The following is a 19,285-nucleotide window of genomic DNA, read 5'->3' on the forward strand; positions in this document are numbered from 1 at the left end:
TCTTATGAAGAAATTAAATCAATTACTCGGTCTTATATCCTTATCGGGATTCATTCTTTTATTTAGTATACCGAATCAGCTGTCATTTAATAGTGACAATCAAACTAAAATAAAGTCTCATGTTAATGCAGAATCAAGTCAAACACAAATAGAACTTCTAAGTAGTAAGACAGAAGTTCAAGAAAAGATGTTGAACAGTATACACCACTTTAATAACGCAAAGGGTTCTTTTGTTTACGCAAGTAACGATGTAGGCTTTCATTATTCCATTGATTATCATGTCAAACTGAATAATAGTATAAAAGTAAAAGTGAACGTAAAAAATGCCAAAGGCACAACCGAAACCTTCTTATCAGATGAAGAAGCAACGGAAATCGATCATAAGAGTAAACAATATATGTCAACAAAGATGGGTACAAAATTAAGTAAAGGTACTGAACTTAAAATTAAAGATGCCATTAAGACAAATGCTTCGGGTCAAAAAGAATATACCTACCCTGATACAAATATCAATTTAGGAATGGCCAGCAATTCTCTTCAAAGTTCAGAGATCGCACTTGGGTTTCTAGAAGATCATAACTTATGGGGAATCTCAGGAACAGAAATATTTCTGGATAGAAACGTTACGGTTATCGAAGGAAGTTTAAGTGATTCCTATAGATATAAATTAAATACCGAAGACTTCAAGATTTGGATGGATACCCAAACAGGAATTCTTCTAAAATTTGAAACCTATGATAAAGATCATAACAAAGTCGATTATCTAGAGACAACAAAAATAAAAATTGATAGCGTAGACCTAAATTCTAGTAAAGTTACAAAATCAGATCTAAAAGGCTATAAAAAGTTTAATTAACTCCAAAGTTTACAGAAATTTTATTCATATATACCAAAACCTTTGGAAAGTGAAATCCAAAGGTTTTTTCATTACACTTGCTTAATTCCTGCACCACATAAGGGGATAACAATTTTTTCTTCAGATGTACGATGATATTTTAAATAACCTGCATAGTTGGCGGCTGTTGTTGGTTCTACATAAAAGCCTTTGTGAGCGAGTTCGACACGTGCCTGAGTAATTTCTTCTTCTGAAGTAGTTATAAAATGGCCTTTCGTTGCTCTGACTGCCTCTAGAATATGAGCAGAACGGGCGGGTTTTGCAATGGCGATTCCTTCTGCCAAAGTTCCGGTGTTCTTTACTTCAGCAACCGCTTGATTGGTAATAAACGCGTTGGCTAACGGTGCACAGTTTTCTGCTTGGACCGCGACGATTTTCGGTATTTTATTTGTAACGCCACTCTCCATCAATTCCCTGAATCCGTAGTAAGCTCCCAATAACAACGTTCCATTGCCAACAGGGATTATGAGCGTATCCGGAACGGACTGCATGTGCTCCCAAATTTCATAAGCGTATGTTTTTGTGCCTTCATAAAAGAATGGATTGTACACGTGGCTTGCGTAAAAGGTTTTTTCTTCTGTTACGGCTTGTTGCGCGGTTTCTGCTACATCTTCTCTAGTGCCTTTGATTGCGCGGATCGTTGCACCGTGAGCCTTAATCTGAGCTACCTTTTTAGGAGACGTTGATTCACTAAGGAAGATATCACATGCGATACCAGCACGTTTTGCATACGCCGCAATCGATGTTCCGGCGTTCCCGCTGCTATCCGCGATTACCTTCGTAACACCCAGTTCTTTTGCTTTAGCGATCAATACAGCTGCACCGCGATCTTTAAAGGATAAGGTTGGCATCATATAATCGACTTTTACGAACGTTTTCGGTTCTTTTTCATCCAAAACGATTAATGGTGTGTTTCCTTCTCCCATCGATACCGATTTCCATATGTCTGATTTAAACGGCAGAACATGCTGATATCTCCACATTGTTGGCATTTCGTTTTGAAGTCGGGAAGGATCAAACGAAACATTTTCCTTTACGAGATCTAACATACCTCCACATTTACATCGCCATACAAGCTCTGTTACGTTGTACCTGGTAGAACAAGAATGACATTCGAATTGTTCACTCATACACCATCCTCCTTTTCTGGCTTTTATGTAAATGTTCTTTGAAACATCAAAAAGCCCTGCCGAAATAGGACAGAGCTTTACTTCTTATTATTGTTTGATTGGCGATGGATGTACCCCGGGGGGAATCGGACATTCATATGGAATGCCTTTTCTTTTTTCCTTGAACTCTTTTTTAGCCCGTTCCAGTAATTCCGGATTCTGTAGAAGTTCTAATACGGTACCCGCTAATGTCTTCCCTGCTTGAAGCATTCCTTTATGCGCAATAGGTGTTGCGCCTTGTGAGACAAGCTGCCAGGAATGCAACGGTGTTCCGAACACAAAGCTCGAACCCCAGAACTGAGCAGTAGGAACGACCCAGCTGACATCCCCTACATCAGATGAACCGAATAAAACTTCATTCGTTTTATGATATGGAACGAGTTTAGATAGAAATGGAGATTGAACTTCCTCTGTGAACGCTTGGCCAGAGGTCTTCGTAATCTCATTCTTTGTGTTTTGAATATCTTCCTTCGTGATTTGCTGGTGGATATCGGATGCAAACTTCATCTCCTCTTCTTCATAAACAGGCAGACCAAACTTCTCCAGGTTCTCATGCATCACTTTTCCTAGTTCGTGATTTGGAATATAATTTGAACACGCTTTATCGAAGCGAACCTCCATCTTAGTTTCCGTCATGAGGGCAGCACCTTTTGCGATATTGACGACTCTTTCGTAAATGCTTTTTACATCTGGCATTTTAGGCGCGCGGATGAGATATAATACTTCCGCTTCAGCCTGTACGACGTTCGGCGAGAAGCCACCCGTGTTTACGATTGAATAATGAACCCTTGCTTCAGGAATGATGTGTTCGCGCAAGTAATTCACTCCAACGTTCATCAACTCAACAGCGTCCAACGCACTTCTTCCGAGATGGGGAGAGTTTGCGGCATGAGAAGCTTTGCCTTTAAACATAAAATACACCTGGTAGTTTGCGAGCGTAGAGAGCGAGAAGATGCCCGAAAACGAACCTGGGTGCCAAGTTAGTGCACAATCTACATCGTCAAACAGCCCTTCCCGTACCATATACGTTTTGCCTGAGCCGCCTTCTTCACCAGGGCATCCGTAATATTTAATCGTTCCTTTTACATTGTGTTTTTCCATGTATTTTTTAACGGCAACAGCTGCAGCTAGTGGAGCTGTCCCAAGCAGATTATGCCCGCAGCCATGTCCGTTACCATTTTCAACGACAGGATCGATGGTCGTAATGCCTGATTTTTGGCTTAAGCCGGAGAGGGCATCAAATTCACCTAATAAGGAGATCACCGGTTTACCGCTTCCGAAGCTAGCGATGAACGCGGTTTTGATTCCGCCTACTCCTCTTTTAACCTTGAACCCTTCATTTTCGAGTGTTTGAGCCAACAATTCTGCTGAGTTATATTCTTCAAATCGCGTTTCGGCATAATCCCAGATTCGATCACTGATGCGAATGAATTCTTCCCGGTTTTCTTCTATTAACTGGTCGATTTCAGAAACATAATCTTTTGTTTCGGTTCTCATAAAACCACCTCATCCTTTTTTAGACGGTCAATGTTTAAGACGAACTTGGATAAACAATTGACAGCCATGATCATGGAATCTTCCTGGATGTCGAACTTTTCATTGTGGTGTCCTGCGGCAAGTGTTGTGCCGAATATGACGTAAGAAGCCAACCCGCCGTTCTTTTTTACACGGTCCATCATATATGTCGCATCTTCAGAACCTGCTGCGTTCGGTGACTCGCTGAGAACCGAATTGACTTCATCTACTTCTGAAGCAATTTTTTCAATAAAATCTTTAAGCGTTTCACTTGAATCACTTGTTTTGGCTTCGCCGACGATATCATAGCTGACTTCCACATCATGCATAACGGCTGACCCCTTTATGATGTTAAGCGCATTCTGCAAAATGTATTCATTGATCTCAGACGTTTCACCGCGTGTCTCGATTTTTAATTCAGCAGATGCCGGTATGATGTTGCGTCCGCTTCCGGCTTTTAGTACACCCACATTGACACGGGACTGGCCGCTGCTGTGTCTTGGGATGCTGTGAAGGTTCAATACTGCCGAAGCTGCCGCCAGGAGCGCATTCTTTCCTTCTTCTGGATTTCCGCCGGCATGCGCCGCTTTCCCTTTGTACGCGACATCGATTTTTGTCGTGGATAGGAAACCATTTGCTCCACTCACCACAACACCCGCTGGAATACCGGTTCCGATATGAGAGGCGATAAACACGTCAACATCATCCAACACTCCCGCTTCGACCATCGACTTAGCCCCGCGAACTCCTTCTTCTGCCGGCTGGAAGATGATCTTGATGGTTCCGGATAGCTCATCTTTTATCTCTGATAACAGTTTTGCCAAGCCAAGGCCAATTGACGTATGCGCATCATGACCGCAAGCATGCATCATACCTTGGTTGATAGAATCATAGCCTTCTTGAAATGGAACATGGTCTTCACTTTTGGCTTCTTGGATGTCGAGCGCATCCATGTCAAAGCGAAGCCCAATCACCGGTCCGGGCTTGTTTGTTTTTAAGATCCCGACGACACCTGTAAAACCGCCTAAGAATACAGGAAGCCACTTCGGATCAGCCCCTTGCTCCAATGCTCTTTTTTCCTGTTCTTTTAAAAAGTGGGCTGGCGGCACTCCCATTCTCGCATTTTCATCCACGACTTCTTTTCCTGCCTTAATCTCATAGCCCCACTCTTCTAAACGGGTTGCGACAAGTGATGCGGTCCTGAACTCCACCCACCCGGATTCTGCATACTTATGAAAATCTCTCCGCCACTCTACCATTTTTGGATAAATATCTTTTACTAGATTTGTCTCTGTCTTTCCCATCTTTTTCACGCTCCATCTATTTTTTAGCACTGAAAAAGGAGAAGATATAAGCCTCCCCCTTGTCACGTAAACTACTTTATATACATGCTAACCCCAGGGCCGATCGGAATGCCGAGGAGTCCAAAAGCAAGCAGCAGAATGATCCAAATCGTTAGGAACACGATGGTGTAAGGAATCATCAAAGCCATAAGCGTCCCGATCCCTGCTTTTTTATCATATTCGTTCATGAACGCCAGCAATATCGCAAAATACGGATTGAGCGGTGTCACCATGTTAGTAGATGATTCACCGATTCGGTACGCCACCTGGATAAAGGCAGGGTGATAGTTTAATAGCATCAGCATCGGGATGAATACCGGTGCTTCCAGTGCCCAGAGCGCGGATCCGCTGATAATGAACAAACTTAGAATGGCTGTTAAAAAGACAAACCCAATAATGACCGGGAGCCCTGTCAGATCCATGTGTGCGAGTAGATCAGCAGAATTCACCGCAATCAGCGTGGAAAGGTTGCTCCAGTTAAAGTAAGCGATAAACTGCGCGATCGCAAAGACCAAAACGATATATCCAGCCATGTCCCTGATGGAGTCTGTCATCAATTCCGGCACATCGCTCACTTTATTGATTTTTTTCATGGACGCACCAAAGGTTACACCGACTGTCACAAAGAACAGGAAGATAATCGGGATGATTCCATCCAGGAATGGTGATGGAATGATGCCACCTTCCTCGTTTCTAAGCGGGGAATTTGGGAAAAAGACGGCAAGTGCAACCACGCCAATGTAAAGAAGTGCCGCAAACAGCGTGTTTCGAAGTGCTTTTGACTCTAACGGATTCCCTTCAAAATCGAGTTCCTTCTTTTCCGCATTCCCCTCATATTTTCCGAGGCGCGGTTCAATGAACTTTTCAGTTAGGAGACCACCTGCGATTGTTAAAACAATTGTAGAGATACTCATGAAGTACCAGTTATCTACTGGTGTCACGACAACATCAGGATTGATGGTTGTTGAAATTTCCGTTGAGATCCCTGATAAAAGTGCATCCGTTCCCGCAATTAGGATATTAGCTGTAAATCCAATACCAGACGAGGCAAAACCTGCAGCAAGACCTGCCAACGGATTGCGTCCAAGAGAGTAAAAGACGACAGCGGCGAGTGGGGGAATAATAACGAACGCCGCATCAGACGCAATATTCCCCATGATCCCGATAAAGAACACCGTATACGTGATGATCGATTTATGCGCTTTGATGATCGTCTTCTTAATGACACTTTCAAATAGACCTACTCTTTGAGCCATACCGATTCCAAGCATCATTGTCAGTACTAGTCCAAGCGGCTTGAAACCCGTAAAGTTCTCGAGCATGGACGTTAACATGAACTTCAACCCTTCACCGGATAACAGGCTTTTTACTTGGAGTACATCCCCTGAACCCGGGTGTTTCACCGAAACGTTGAAGAGACTTACGACAAACGAGATCAAAATCATGAATAGTGCAAGATACACGAACAGCATAAACGGATGAGGCAGTTTGTTCCCAACCCGCTCGATCACGTTTAAAAAACGAGAAAACCCTTTTTCCTTGGAAGATTGAACATCAGAAGCCAGTTGCGGCATTTTTATTCCCCCCTTTTATTAATTACGGACATTTTCCTTTAATATTCCTATAATAAGTATTCTGTATAATCTGACAATTTTCCTTCTTTTTTTATAAAAATTTTTGAAAGAAAGTTTTTTAGGGAGATATTGTTGGAAGGATCGAGAGTCTTTTATACGAAGCGAGGGAAGGTTGAGTGATACTAAGGTTTTCTGAGCGAAACGAGGGAGGTTTTGAGCGATGCTCGGGTATTCGGAGCGAAACGAAGGTAGTTTTGAGCGATACTCAAGTTTTCTGAGCGAACGTGTAACAGAATAAAAGAACACGTACCATAAAACCCATTTAACTAAAGCGTTTCGCCAACTCTATCGATATTAGAAACCTTCATTACCGAATGTCGTCTAATCTTTAAAAAGGAGTGAATATGTGATGAAAAGCGTTAAACGATTACGTTCTCTTACTTTATTTTTGTCACTATTATTAGTATTCGGTTGCAATAGTAATGCCAAAAATAATCAAATTAACTTCGATATAATCGCAAGTGAAAAAACTTTGCCTATTCATTTCAATGAAATTGCGTTTGAAGAACAATATTTGGTTAGAAAACTAGTTAATCAATCAGAATTTGAAGATACCTGGAACTTATATGCATTCGAAAGTAAAACTCCGAACGTTGACCTTAAAGAAAAAGATGTTTTTTTCATTGGAGTTCATGAATCCGGAAGTTGTCCTTACAAGATAAGAAATATTAAACGAAACTCTGACAACAAAACGATAACCGTACCTTTGTCAGAACCAAACGGTGCTTGTACTTCCGATGCAACACCGAGAACATTGGTAATCCAAATTGATAAAGAAAAATCCAAAGATATAGAGAGCGTAGTTATTGTTCAAAGCGGAGTAGAAACAAGCGTACCGTTAAAGAACTAAAAATTAGAACAAAGGAAAAAAGAAAGCGGACTTACCGTCCACTCCCTAGTTTTATATCAAACTCATAAATTTTTTTTGGCCGTCCTCTATTACCCGACTGCTCTTCCCCTGACACTTTTACAAGTTCAAGCCGTTCCATTTCGGATAAAATCCTTCGGGCATTTCGTTCAGTCCCCTTCAGCCAGACGGCTAATTCCTGAGACGTGATCTGTGTTTTTTTGTAATGATAAGCTAGTGACTGGATCTTGCTCACGATCGCCGGAGAGATGGTGGCATCCTTAAGCCGATTCTCCCATTTTTCTCCCCATACTCTGCCGTTATAAGATATGGTTTCTAAAGAGCGGGACTGTTCGATCACCTGCTTATCTTCATTGATCAGAATGATGACGGGTGTGTCGTGTTTACGGGCGTACTGGAATGCAAGGCGCACATTTTGCTCTGCCTCTAATGCTGTTAAACCATACCCGAGTCCGATCCTTACCTGCAGCTTACTGTGCAGTTTTGCCTCTTCCATAAGTTGCAATAAGGAATTATCATGCAGATGAAGCTCGACCTCGCCTCTCGTTGAATAGATAAAAAAGTGCCCGTCTCCGATCTGTACGAAGGAGCCTCTAATCACTTCCGCGTAATCAAGCAGCAGCCTTTTCAGCTCCAATTCCTGGTGTTTCATCTTATAGGAATAAAAATGATCTTGCGGAACATCTGTCGGGTGGAAAACTTCAATTCCCACGATGGCCGTTTGTGCCTTCTTGTACCAAGCGGATTCTCCCCGCTCTTTTAAGAACTGAAGCATCAGCTGGATGGAAGGAACGTCTGGTGTCACCCTGTAACATGGAATGCCAAGCTCTTTTAAACGTGCATAAACCGCTTGAATACATGTCACGGCAACATCAATTTCCCCTTTGTTGTACAACTCCACATGAAAATGGACGATATCATCTGCAGGCAAGTAGCCCGTGTATGGGAAGGTCGAAACTTTCAAAGAATGGATGGAATTCTGGATGGCTTTGATCCCTTTTTCCTGTATCGTATCGAGGCTGATTTTTTTTAACAGCTTTTGTTCATGTACCTGTGCCTCCAGCAGCGTTTTATATAGACTGTTCCCATTAAGCGGGACATAACTGCCTTCTTCTTCAAGAATTAAACGGTTGTTTAACGCAAAATAATAAGGAGCCTGTCCAGAGAAGAACCACTGATCAACATAGGGTTTATTCTGTAAAATAATATCTTTCGTTTCTTCTATCTTTTGATAAGGAAAAGGAATGATCTCAATCTTGTTAAACCCTTTCGCTGCATTTTTCACGAGATTGATCGAATCCTGAGGCCCAACAACCCCCAACCGGATTCTCATCGATCAATTCCTTGCTTCTTGTTGTAAGTAACCGACAAGGATATCAACTCCTAAACGTAAATCTTCGAGTGCTGCATATTCTTCAGGGTGATGACTCAAACCATCACGGCACTTGATAAAAACTAAACTGGACGGCCATTTTTTACTCATGTTCATGACGTCATGACCTGCCCCGCTTTCCATAACCAAGCAACGATGGCCGAGTGACTCACCGATCTCTTTTAGTTTAATCGAAAGATCCTCATCAAGTTGTATGGAAGCATTATGAACGAGTACTTCTATGTTTATGTTAACGTTTTTCTCTTTTTCGATGGACGAACACTTTTCTTTAACCAATGCTTTAAACTGTTCTTTTAACGCATCATCCACACTACGGATATCAACACCAAGCTCGACTATCCCTGGGATCACGTTCATCGCATTCGGCTTGATGGTTAGTGTACTCGCGGTCGCAACGATTGGGTATGGGTTCTCTTTGGAAAATTGTTCCGCTTTTTCCGAGATAAACGTGATGAGTGGTGCTGCGGCGACTAAAGCATCTTGTCTCATGCCCATTGGTGTTGTTCCGGTATGTCCCATCTTGCCTTCGATTTTGATTTTTAACCGAATCGGACAAGCTACAGCAGTCGCAATACCAAAATCAGTTCCTGCGTTTTCGATCCTCAAACCTTGTTCGATATGAAGTTCAACGAAAGATTTAATTTCATTTTCTTCGCGTTCCGCATATCGAATCATGTCCCAGTTTAACCCTCTGCTTTCAACAACTTGTTTGATGGTATAACCCGCTTCATCTTTCACCTTTTCCAGCTCTTTCAGTTTGATGATGCCGGACATCGCTTTACTGCCAATGGTTGAGATGGGAAACCTCGAGGACTCTTCTGATGCAAAACAGATCACTTCGATCGGATGGTCTGGCTGAAACCCGTTATCTCTAAGTTCTTTAATGGCCGCTAATGCACAAAGGATGCCTGCCACCCCGTCATATCCGCCACCACCTTTTACCGTATCGAGGTGCGAACCAAGAGTAACCGCCTGCAATGAAGCATTATGGTTCTCTGGGTTCCACCTTGCAATCACGTTCCCAGCTTGATCCCTTCTGACGGTTAACCCCAGTCTTTCAGCTATTTTTATAAATCCATCATGTGCTTCCCACCCTTCTGAACTAAAACCTAATCTTGAAAATCCGTCCGGTTGATTCATGTCCTGTACCAGATTTAATTGAAGGAGATGCTGCTCTAACCACTGTTCGATACTGACCACACTTTGCTCCAATCGCTTTTCCTCCTTTTCCAGATTAATTTAAAGAATAATTCCGTAAATATTCCGATAATAAATAAATTACGCCAATGCGTGTTAATCTCCTTTCACAAGTTTCAAAAAGTAAGTAAAAAGCCTATTGGTAGAGTAACTTTTTTTAATGGTTTCTTACTATTATAATTTTCTAAATTTTTAAAATAATATATTGACTATACATAATCTATCTATATATACTTGATTTGAAGCTAAAACTTCAATTTTTACTATTTTTGAAGTTTTTACATCATATTAAAGGAGGTAATGCATTTGAGAAAACAAGAGGAATTCATAGAAGATCCCAGATTCGCACAGTGTAACAAAGAAATGTGGGCTACCTTAGGCTTGTTTGTTGTCAACATCCTTCTAGTTGGAGGTATTTCCCTTTGGTTTGGACTTAATAAATCAGCCGATTCCATGAGTTATATTCTTGGTTTTCCCGCTTGGTTCTTCTGGGGCTGTTTGGTCGGAACAATTGTTTTTTGTATTCTTCCCTACTTTATGATCAAGGTATTTTTTAAAGATATGTCCATTGAAGCTGAGGATGAAAGGTAGGTGTTCATTAAATGAAGTGGGATGTTCTCATACCGATCGTTCTTTCTTTAATCATTACATTTTTAATCGGGGGCGTGCTCCACAAATATATGAAAGTTAAAAACACAAGCTTCCAGGAGGATTACTTTATAGGCGGACGTTCTCTTGGTCCATTTGTGTTAACATTTACTCTTTTAGCCTCAGCAGCTAGTGCAGGTACTTTTATTGGCTCACCGGGAGTCGCCTATAATTCCGGTTTTAGTTGGGTACTTATTTTACTGACACAAGTAGGAATGGGCGTTTATATTCTAGGAATTCTCGGGAAGAAGTTCGCTATTGTGGCAAGAAAAATTAATGCGGTCACTTTAACGGACTTTTTTAAGGAAAGGTATCAAAGTAAAGCCGTTGTATTAGGCAGTTCAATAGGAGTCATTCTTTTCATCAGTGCTTATATGGTCGCTCAGTTTGTAGGTGGCGCAAGAATTCTTGAGTCTATTACAGGATTACCTTATAAAACAGGATTAATTATTTTTGGATTGGCAGTTGTCCTTTATACGGTCTACGGCGGTTTTAGAGCAGTTGCGATAACCGATGCGATCCAAGGTGTCATCATGATCTTGGGAGGCGTCCTCCTTTGGATATTCTTTTTGGTTAAAACGGAAGGATTTAGCGGTTTAATAGGCAAGCTGGCTACGGAACATCCAGAAATGGTTGAATTGCCAGGACCTTCAGGAGCAACCCCATTAATGCTTTTTTCTTATTTCATGCTTTTCGGAATTGCTGCCATTGGATTACCGCATGCTTCCGTTAGAGGAATGACCTTTAAAAATACGGAATCCATGCATAAATCGATTATCTACAGCGGATTAGTTATGGCATTATTTAGTATCGGTTTCGCTACTCTCGGTCCATTCGTAAAGGTATTATATCCAGATATTTCAGTACCGGACATGGCATTACCAACATTAATACTGGATATTATGCCAGGATGGGTAGCTGGAATCGTTTTATCAGCACCACTTGCAGCTATTATGTCAACAGTCAACTCTATGCTGCTCGTTACCAGTGCTTCAGTTGTTAAAGATATTTATTTAAACTATATCAATCCAACTGCTAGTGAAAAGAAGATTTCAAAGCTTTCCTATTTTACTACGCTCATTATCGGAGTTGGTGTCGTTTTATTTGCCCTAACCCCACCCGACTATCTGCAATTCCTTGTGGTGTATGCAATCGGTGGTCTGGAGGCTACTTTTTTTGCTCCTATTGTTTTTGGTCTTTATTGGAAGAGGGCCACTACATGGGGAGCAATCGTTTCTATGTATGCGGGATTAATTAGCTATATCGTTCTCGGCGAGTTATATCCCAATCCGTTTGGAATGCAGACTATTGTTACAGCAACAGCACTATCGGTTCTCATTATGATTATAGTAAGTTATTTGACTCCTCAACCATCTCAACAAATTATTAATAAATTTTGGGGCGTGCAAAAAAACAGCTCCACGATTAAGAAGGCAATTGGATAAACATAGAGAGGTAAAACACCAACATGAAGCAGCTTAAAGAAAGAATCAGGATCAACTTCGAACAATTAACAAAAAGACAACAAATTGTTGCTAAATATATTAGTGACAATAGTGATAAAGTGGCTTTTTATACAGCAAAAGAACTTGGAGATATAACGAACACTAGTGAGTCAACGGTCATACGTTTTTGTTATAACCTTGGATTTTCAGGCTACAGCGATCTGCAAAAACTGATCCAAGATACCGTTTTAAGCGAAAAACAAAAGGATCCACTAGAAAACTATCTAAATTCTACTGGTTCAATCGTCGAAAGCAACCATCTTGTAGAACACACACTCACTGAAGACATTTCTTATATCAGCAAACTATCATCTTCTATAAATGAAGAATACCTACAGTCTATTATTAATAAAATAATAGATTCAGAAAACCGTTTTGTAGTGGGATTCAGGAGTTCCCATGCACCAGCTAGCTGGCTCACATTCAGTTTGAATGTCGTGATCGGCAAGACCCAAATGTATCGAGGGGATACAGATGATGCGATCTATTTAATATCACAGATTACATATAAAAGTTTAGTAATCGCATTCTCTCTCCCTCGCTATACACAAGAGACCGTGACCTTTGTTAAAGCAGCAAAGAAAAAAGGAGCCACTATACTCGCCATAACAGATAACGAACTCTCCCCGGTCGGTATTCATGCAGATTATATATTGAAAGTGGAGACCCCTTCCCCATCTGCTTTGAAAGGGATGCCTATTATTTTTTCACTTCTCAATATATTGGTTAACGGAGTCGCGGTAACCGGATGGGAGGAAGTACAAAAGAGATTGGAAGAATACGAGAATATAAGCCAAGACTTCTCCCCTTTTGTAAAACCAGATTAAGTTTAGCTTAATGAAAGGAATACACGTATGGAAATTGAAAAAATCGTTCTACACCGGTTAAAAATGCCTTTGAAAACTGCTTTTGAAACAAGTTTTGGAAGATTGACCTATAAAGATTTTTTGGTGGTATGTGTTCATGGTGATGGTCAAACAGGATATGGGGAGAGTGTATCATTGCCTTTCCCTATCTATAATGAAGAAACCACTGACACTGTTAAATATATGCTTAAAGAATTCATCATCCCTAAGCTCCTGAAACTTGATGGGATCGATCATCCGGAACAATTGCAGTCTATTTTCAAACCCATTCGTCGTAATCAAATGGCAAAAGCTGCGATTGAAGGTGCTGTATGGGACTTGTATGGCAAGAAAAAAGGAATATCTCTCGCAGAAGCTTTAGGAGGAACCAAAAAAGAAATTGATGTAGGTGTAAGCATAGGGATTGAGCCCGGAATTCCTGAAGTTTTAGAGAAGGTAGAATCATTTATTAATCAGGGCTATAAAAAGATCAAGCTGAAAATCAAACCTGGTTTCGATATAGAACCGATAGCAGCTATAAGAGACCGTTTCGGGCCTGATATCCCGCTCATGGCTGATGCAAACTCTGCTTATACCCTTAAAGATATCCATTTGTTAAAACAACTTGATCCTTTTCATTTAATGATGATTGAGCAGCCTCTTGCTCATGATGACATTATTGATCATGTAAAGTTGCAAAGTGAACTTTCAACACCTATCTGCTTAGATGAAAGTATCCATTCCTATGAAGATGCAAGAAAAGCAATTGAAATAGGAGCTTGTAAAATAATCAACATTAAAATTGGACGCGTTGGCGGTTTGACAGAGGCAGTCAAAATACACGACTTATGTAAAAGTAATGGAATCCCCGTATGGTGCGGCGGCATGCTTGAGGCAGGTATCGGACGTGCCCATAACATCGCACTTTCATCATTGGATAATTTCCTTATTCCAGGGGACACTTCTGCCTCAAACCGGTATTGGGAAACAGATATTGTTACACCAGAGGTTGATTTCCTTCGTCCGGGAACATTAGCAGTTCCTACGGGTTATGGAATTGGGTATGAGATCAACGAAAAAGTAGTAGAGAAATATAGGCTGGGAACAGAATCATTCTCAAGAGAAAAGTCCATCTATTAAATAACAGGAGGTATATCTATGTTTGATTTTATTATTAAAAACGGACATGTTTATGACGGAACGGAAAATCCTTGGACGAAATCTGATATTGGAATTAAAGATGGTATCATTAGCAGAATTGGTGATTTATCCAGTGAAAATGCAAAAAGAGTGATTCATGCAGAAAAACTCGCTGTAACCCCCGGTTTTATTGACACGCATGTTCATTCAGACCTTCTTTGTACGAGACCTGAAATTCATAAAATCAAAGTATTACAGGGAGTTACTACAGAATTATTTGGACAGGATGGTATATCAGTAGCTCCCGTATCTGAAACAACCAAACCTCTTTGGCAGAAGCAACTAAAAGGGTTAAACGGTGATATTGGAGATTGGCCTTGGAATACAATCGAGGAATATTTGAATTTTTTAGATCACTCCGATATAGCCGGGAATGCCACTTACCTCGTTCCTCACGGGGCTGTACGTACATTGGTTATGGGCTTTGACGGCAGAAAAGCCACCAAAGAAGAAATGGTTAAAATGAGAGAGTTGGTTGAAGAAGGGATGAAACAAGGCGCTGTAGGGCTTTCATCCGGACTAGTCTATCCTCCAAACGTTTACTCATGCAAAGAAGAACTGATTGAAATCTGCAAAGGCGCCTCGAAATATGATGGTTGTTTTGTGGTCCACATACGTAATGAAAGTAACAAGTCATTGGAAGCACTTGAAGAAGTCATTGATGTGGCAAGGCAGTCCGGTGTGAGACTGCATGTTTCCCATTTTAAAGTTGCCGGAAAAGTGAATCGTTCAAAATATGAACAGGCTCTTATCAGAATGGATGAAGCTAGGAATGAAGGTATAGAAGTAACGTTTGACCAATACCCTTATACGGCGGGGTCAACCGTTTTTCATGCTATCTTACCTCCGTGGATGCATTCAGGCGGAACCTCAAACTTGCTGGAAAAATTAAGAGATTCTGAAATACAGGCTAAGATAAAAGATGATTTTAAAAATAACTCAGACTATGAAAATTGGGTGTTAAATTGCGGATGGGATAATATCATCCTTACTTCTGTTACAACCGAAAACAATCGGTGGGTAGAAGGAAAGAACATGATTGAAATAGCTGAATCATTAAACCTTGAACCAGCAGATGCAGCCTTCAAACTCCTCCTTGAGGAAAATGGAGGAATTACGATGCTTATACATTGGGGTGATGAAGAGGTTATTACGGGTGGTATGAAACATCCCTTGCAAATTGTAGGTTCGGATGGCATCTTCGGAGGTAAACCTCACCCACGCTTGTATGGCACTTACCCTAGAGTGTTGGGACACTTTGTAAGAGATAAACAAGCTCTTACACTCGAACAAGCCATTCGGAAAATGTCGGGTGCACCTGCCCAATTGCTACGTTTAAAGAATCGAGGTATTCTGCGAGAAGGTTATGCAGCAGATATTGTGATTTTTGATCCGCAAAATATACGGGATAATGCTACTTATGAAGATCCGTTACAGGAACCAACGGGCATCCACTATGTTTTTGTTAACGGTCAACTAGCTGCTGAGAACGGAAAATATTTAGGGGTAACCGCTGGGAAAGTGTTAAGACGGGAGTCCGAATATGCTACAAACCTATCTGTTTAAAGAAATAAAAGAACTGCATCATTTACAGGAGGCCGTTAAGCTGCAAATGGAAACATGGGGGAAAGAAGTTATATCTTCTCTTCCCCAATTAGTAGCTTCCATTCATAACGGAGGTTGTGTAATTGGTGTCTTTGAGGATGAACGTTTAATCGGTTTTTGTTATGGTTTTCCCGGTATTAGTGAAACACAACCAAAACCTTATTTGGTTTCACACATGATGGCCATACATCCTGACTATCGGAATCAAAAACTCGGTGAAAAATTAAAGTTTAAACAAAGAGAATGGGCCCTAAATAAAGGCTTTGACAGAATGATATGGACCTTTGACCCGTTAGAGATTAAGAATGGCTATCTAAACCTTACAAAGCTAGGTGGTCATGTAAAAACGTATATCAAATCCTATTATGGCGAGATGAATGACAAACTTAACAAGGGTACGCCTTCTGATCGATTCCTGTTGGAATGGGAACTGCAATCTCCTGTTGTTATAGAAGCTTCCAAGGGCATAAAAAATACTTCACCTCATTGGAATAACTATCCCTTATATTTTAATTTTTCATTAAATAGAGAAATTCCTCATGCAGGGAGTATTAAAGACGTTTCTAATGAGAGTGGTGTATTGGTTCCAGTACCCAAGCAAATTCAAAGACTGAAAAAAATATCCCCTGAAGCAGCCATTAACTGGCGAATGGAGATCAGAAATGCAGTTACAAGACTTCTATCTAGCGATTACATCTTGAGGGGTGCTTTATTAGACTCAGACATCGGCTATTATGTCTTTGAAAAATCAGGGGTGAATGTAAATGAAAGCTATAAAACGCTGGACGAATCATAACAGCCAACTTATTTTTGATATTTTTACACATTTTAATACAAATCCAGAGGTTAGTTGGAAAGAAGAAAAAACTAAGGAATTTATCCTGCAGGAAGCTCAAAATTTAGATTTTGATGTTGAAACATTTGAAGATCATTGTGGTGTTGTCTTAAATTGGTACGGTGAAGAGAATGGAAGTACAATAGCACTTCGAGCTGACATGGATGCTTTATGGCAGAATGTTGATGGAAAGTGGAAAGCCAACCATTCATGCGGACATGATGCTCATATGACAATGGCTTTAGCCGCAGCTCATTGTTTAAAACAATTGGGCTTTAAACCGTTGGCGGGAAATGTAAAATTTATTTTTCAGCCAGCTGAGGAGACTGGAAAAGGAGCTTTGGCTTTAATTCAAAATAAAGTCTTGGAGAATGTAGATTATTTGCTTGGTATCCATGTGCGCCCCAAGATAGAAATGGAGATGTCCCATGCATCCCCCGCCATTTATCATGGTGCGGCAACTCTCTTACAAGGAACAATCAAAGGGATTCAGGCACATGGTTCAAGACCCAATTATGGCATAAACGTTATCGATTCTCTAGGTTCGATTATCGCTGCTGTTAACGCTGTAAAAGTAGATCCTACGGTACCAAGCTCAGTTAAGGTCACTCAGGTCCATGCTGGTGGAAGTAACATCAATGTTATTCCCGATGAAGCCACTTTTTGTATAGATGTACGTTCACAAACCAATCAATCCATGGAAGAACTTCTTAGGAAAGTAAATGCTGCGGTCTTATATGCTGGCAAAGCCAATGGAGCCGAAGTGAATTTAGATATAAGTGCTCAAATGGCTGCAGCTAATCAGAACAGTGAAATGGAAGCTATCATTAGTTCTGTTATTACTGATATCCTCGGGCCAGAAGCCCTTGTCCCTCCTCCTGTCACACCTGGCGGAGAAGATTTTCATTTTTATACGACCGAATATCCGAAATTAAAAGCAACCATGATTGGGTTAGGAACAGATCTTGAGCCAGGACTCCACCATCCGAATATGACTTTTGATCACGATGCTTTACTAAATGGCACAGCGTTACTCGCCTATTCCATTATTAAACTATTTGAACATACAGGGAACAAAGCGGTGTATGATCATTATCATTTTGATAGAATATAAAGGAGATCCACTAACTCCTTAACGGGTCTCTTTTGGAGGAGAAAACCGTAATTCGTATCCTTTTAGCAGGTGAAATAGCATTATAATTGGATATTCAAATAACAATCAAAAACGACCAGAATTGTCTGGTCGTTTTCCTATGCCTTATTCCTTTAATGCACTCGTTTGTTGAAGAAGTATTATTGATCATCTACTCCTGTATAGTAATGACACTGATATATTCGATCCTTGTCTTTTACTGTTTTCTTTCTCCAAAAAAATTATTAGAAATCCTTTATCTCTTATGTAAGGTAGTTCGAAAAAATTCAGATCTTATCCTCCTCTTTTATTCAAGAAAAGTACCTGATTGTGGAATAAGAAAGTAAAATTATACTGGATTAATTATTGGTCTTCATCATCAGCTAATTCTCCACTCCAGTTACAATAAAAATATTAAATTCCCTTGTACTTAGATCTCATCATTTTTCTTATGATTAATTTGACTATGGGCTCATCAGCCTACTGAAATCATTAGTATAATCATTAGTATTGCCCTTTACATGTATACATTCTTATTTTATAACTAAAGAACAGAAAGAACAGTGGATCAAACCACTGTATTATTTATATATTTATAAAAAATTTAGACTATTGACGCATATAAGACGTATCGGATGTTACCTATTAAAATCGTGGAGGATAAAACTATGAGCAACTATACGTATTCGGAGCCACGCGGACTTAGACTGTCCGTCATTAAAGCATCCCCCAACAACATTATCCTGAAAGAGATCAACAAGAACGTCGCGTCTGGAGTAGACACTGGAATCAACGGCGGATTCTTCTACAGCAGTGATTTGCTCTCTATTGCAGTCAACAATGATATCCCGGCTTGTGGAGTCGCGGGAGCATATGGCTCGGGATGGTACAATGAGAAATACGCTCGCGGAACGCTCGTATGGGATAGATCGACTGGCGTTTACAGCGTCCAAGTAGTGAAAAGCGCGGCGGAATTGGATGTGTCTGATCGTAGCAACTATTGGGCGCAGGGGGGAATCAGCATGAGCCTCCAAGATGACGCTAATTGGGAAGCAGTCGCAACGGCCCAAGGTATGCCTAACATGACAGGAAGCACATACCGGACCGCTCTTATATGGAACAGTGGATTCAACATCTGGCTTGTTATCTCGGAAGAAGCTTGCACAGCGAAAGCATTCCGTGGGGCCGTGAAGTATCTCGTTGGCTCCGGGACTATTGTTGACGGAATCTTCTTGGATAGCGGCGGCTCCACTCAGATGAAATGTACGGAAAATACGTTCTCCGGTGATGGACGTTCTGTTGTGCAGATGATTGCAATTATCACGCCATAAGGAAGTGGGCCGAAATGAATATGATGCTTGTAACCCGTCATTAATGCAAAACGATGGAGTGGATAAGCGGGACACCGAGACGATCTACGACGAAGCGCTCGGAGATCGCCGCTCCCTCATCATTCATGGGAGTTGGAAGACACGCCGTCGTTCGGTGAATTTTCTTAATG

General features: G+C 40.8%; 16 protein-coding genes. 10 read left to right on the forward strand and 6 right to left on the reverse strand.

Annotation, left to right across the window (positions count from 1 at the left end; genetic code table 11):
* The first annotated feature begins 4 nt into the window (after positions 1-4).
* Positions 5-856 carry a sigma-E factor regulatory protein RseB domain-containing protein gene (locus tag M3196_RS08115; RefSeq protein ID WP_251321780.1) on the forward strand — a complete coding sequence of 284 codons (852 nt, stop codon included), beginning with the start codon at positions 5-7 and terminating at the stop codon, positions 854-856.
* Positions 857-927: 71 nt separating this feature from the next.
* Here M3196_RS08115 and M3196_RS08120 read toward each other — a convergent pair whose 3' ends face one another.
* From M3196_RS08120 to M3196_RS08135, 4 genes are all read right to left on the reverse strand, one after another.
* Positions 928-2,025 (reverse strand): threonine synthase, encoded by a 1,098-nt coding sequence (locus M3196_RS08120; protein WP_251321781.1) that lies wholly within the window; start codon positions 2,023-2,025, stop codon positions 928-930.
* An 87-nt stretch (positions 2,026-2,112) separates the two neighbouring features.
* The gene (locus M3196_RS08125) at positions 2,113-3,561 is read right to left on the reverse strand and encodes a M20 family metallopeptidase (protein WP_251321782.1); all 1,449 of its coding nucleotides are present in this window, start codon (positions 3,559-3,561) and stop codon (positions 2,113-2,115) included.
* Positions 3,558-4,883 carry an amidohydrolase gene (locus M3196_RS08130; protein WP_251321783.1) on the reverse strand — a complete coding sequence of 442 codons (1,326 nt, stop codon included), beginning with the start codon at positions 4,881-4,883 and terminating at the stop codon, positions 3,558-3,560. The genes M3196_RS08125 and M3196_RS08130 overlap by 4 nt, the downstream gene beginning before the upstream one ends.
* A 71-nt stretch (positions 4,884-4,954) precedes the next feature.
* Positions 4,955-6,496 (reverse strand): AbgT family transporter, encoded by a 1,542-nt coding sequence (locus M3196_RS08135; protein ID WP_251321784.1) that lies wholly within the window; start codon positions 6,494-6,496, stop codon positions 4,955-4,957.
* 409 nt (positions 6,497-6,905) lie between these two features.
* On the opposite strand from M3196_RS08135, the gene M3196_RS08140 reads away from it, so the two are divergent.
* The gene (locus M3196_RS08140) at positions 6,906-7,406 is read left to right on the forward strand and encodes a hypothetical protein (protein ID WP_251321785.1); all 501 of its coding nucleotides are present in this window, start codon (positions 6,906-6,908) and stop codon (positions 7,404-7,406) included.
* Between the two features lie 31 nt (positions 7,407-7,437).
* Here M3196_RS08140 and M3196_RS08145 read toward each other — a convergent pair whose 3' ends face one another.
* Positions 7,438-8,757: a hypothetical protein gene (locus M3196_RS08145; protein WP_251321786.1), complete on the reverse strand. Its 1,320-nt coding sequence runs from the start codon at positions 8,755-8,757 to the stop codon at positions 7,438-7,440.
* Positions 8,758-8,760: 3 nt separating this feature from the next.
* Positions 8,761-10,029 carry a M20 family metallo-hydrolase gene (locus M3196_RS08150; protein ID WP_276531309.1) on the reverse strand — a complete coding sequence of 423 codons (1,269 nt, stop codon included), beginning with the start codon at positions 10,027-10,029 and terminating at the stop codon, positions 8,761-8,763.
* Between the two features lie 291 nt (positions 10,030-10,320).
* Between M3196_RS08150 and M3196_RS08155 the strand changes: the two genes are divergently transcribed.
* From M3196_RS08155 to M3196_RS08190, 8 genes are all read left to right on the forward strand, one after another.
* Positions 10,321-10,605: a YhdT family protein gene (locus tag M3196_RS08155; protein WP_425310989.1), complete on the forward strand. Its 285-nt coding sequence runs from the start codon at positions 10,321-10,323 to the stop codon at positions 10,603-10,605.
* 11 nt (positions 10,606-10,616) lie between these two features.
* Positions 10,617-12,107: a sodium/pantothenate symporter gene (panF, locus tag M3196_RS08160; RefSeq protein WP_251321788.1), complete on the forward strand. Its 1,491-nt coding sequence runs from the start codon at positions 10,617-10,619 to the stop codon at positions 12,105-12,107.
* A 23-nt stretch (positions 12,108-12,130) separates the two neighbouring features.
* Positions 12,131-12,994: a MurR/RpiR family transcriptional regulator gene (locus M3196_RS08165; RefSeq protein ID WP_251321789.1), complete on the forward strand. Its 864-nt coding sequence runs from the start codon at positions 12,131-12,133 to the stop codon at positions 12,992-12,994.
* A 27-nt stretch (positions 12,995-13,021) separates the two neighbouring features.
* Entirely contained in the window at positions 13,022-14,152 is a 1,131-nt protein-coding gene (menC, locus tag M3196_RS08170; RefSeq protein ID WP_251321790.1) for an o-succinylbenzoate synthase, read from the forward strand.
* A gap of 18 nt (positions 14,153-14,170) precedes the next feature.
* Positions 14,171-15,778: an N-acyl-D-amino-acid deacylase family protein gene (locus M3196_RS08175; RefSeq protein ID WP_251321791.1), complete on the forward strand. Its 1,608-nt coding sequence runs from the start codon at positions 14,171-14,173 to the stop codon at positions 15,776-15,778.
* Positions 15,756-16,613, forward strand: coding sequence for a GNAT family N-acetyltransferase (locus tag M3196_RS08180; RefSeq protein WP_251321792.1), 858 nt, complete (start codon positions 15,756-15,758; stop codon positions 16,611-16,613). Before M3196_RS08175 ends, M3196_RS08180 begins: the two co-directional genes overlap by 23 nt.
* The gene (locus tag M3196_RS08185) at positions 16,582-17,766 is read left to right on the forward strand and encodes a M20 peptidase aminoacylase family protein (RefSeq protein WP_251321793.1); all 1,185 of its coding nucleotides are present in this window, start codon (positions 16,582-16,584) and stop codon (positions 17,764-17,766) included. Before M3196_RS08180 ends, M3196_RS08185 begins: the two co-directional genes overlap by 32 nt.
* Positions 17,767-18,806: 1,040 nt before the next feature.
* Positions 18,807-19,115 carry a hypothetical protein gene (locus M3196_RS08190; RefSeq protein ID WP_251321794.1) on the forward strand — a complete coding sequence of 103 codons (309 nt, stop codon included), beginning with the start codon at positions 18,807-18,809 and terminating at the stop codon, positions 19,113-19,115.
* The last annotated feature ends 170 nt before the right edge of the window (positions 19,116-19,285 follow it).

This window comes from Fictibacillus nanhaiensis (assembly GCF_023715445.1).
GTDB classification, from domain to species: Bacteria; Bacillota; Bacilli; order Bacillales; family Fictibacillaceae; genus Fictibacillus; species Fictibacillus nanhaiensis_D.

What these genes read in the sequence shown, in the direction of transcription:
- M3196_RS08115 (WP_251321780.1), top strand. Translation starts at nt 5, where the DNA reads ATGAAGAAATTAAATCAATTACTCGGTCTTATATCCTTATCGGGATTC.
- M3196_RS08120 (WP_251321781.1), bottom strand. Translation starts at nt 2,025, where the DNA reads ATGAGTGAACAATTCGAATGTCATTCTTGTTCTACCAGGTACAACGTA.
- M3196_RS08125 (WP_251321782.1), bottom strand. Translation starts at nt 3,561, where the DNA reads ATGAGAACCGAAACAAAAGATTATGTTTCTGAAATCGACCAGTTAATA.
- M3196_RS08130 (WP_251321783.1), bottom strand. Translation starts at nt 4,883, where the DNA reads ATGGGAAAGACAGAGACAAATCTAGTAAAAGATATTTATCCAAAAATG.
- M3196_RS08135 (WP_251321784.1), bottom strand. Translation starts at nt 6,496, where the DNA reads ATGCCGCAACTGGCTTCTGATGTTCAATCTTCCAAGGAAAAAGGGTTT.
- M3196_RS08140 (WP_251321785.1), top strand. Translation starts at nt 6,906, where the DNA reads ATGAAAAGCGTTAAACGATTACGTTCTCTTACTTTATTTTTGTCACTA.
- M3196_RS08145 (WP_251321786.1), bottom strand. Translation starts at nt 8,757, where the DNA reads ATGAGAATCCGGTTGGGGGTTGTTGGGCCTCAGGATTCGATCAATCTC.
- panF (WP_251321788.1), top strand. Translation starts at nt 10,617, where the DNA reads ATGAAGTGGGATGTTCTCATACCGATCGTTCTTTCTTTAATCATTACA.
- M3196_RS08165 (WP_251321789.1), top strand. Translation starts at nt 12,131, where the DNA reads ATGAAGCAGCTTAAAGAAAGAATCAGGATCAACTTCGAACAATTAACA.
- menC (WP_251321790.1), top strand. Translation starts at nt 13,022, where the DNA reads ATGGAAATTGAAAAAATCGTTCTACACCGGTTAAAAATGCCTTTGAAA.
- M3196_RS08175 (WP_251321791.1), top strand. Translation starts at nt 14,171, where the DNA reads ATGTTTGATTTTATTATTAAAAACGGACATGTTTATGACGGAACGGAA.
- M3196_RS08180 (WP_251321792.1), top strand. Translation starts at nt 15,756, where the DNA reads ATGCTACAAACCTATCTGTTTAAAGAAATAAAAGAACTGCATCATTTA.
- M3196_RS08185 (WP_251321793.1), top strand. Translation starts at nt 16,582, where the DNA reads ATGAAAGCTATAAAACGCTGGACGAATCATAACAGCCAACTTATTTTT.
- M3196_RS08190 (WP_251321794.1), top strand. Translation starts at nt 18,807, where the DNA reads ATGAGCCTCCAAGATGACGCTAATTGGGAAGCAGTCGCAACGGCCCAA.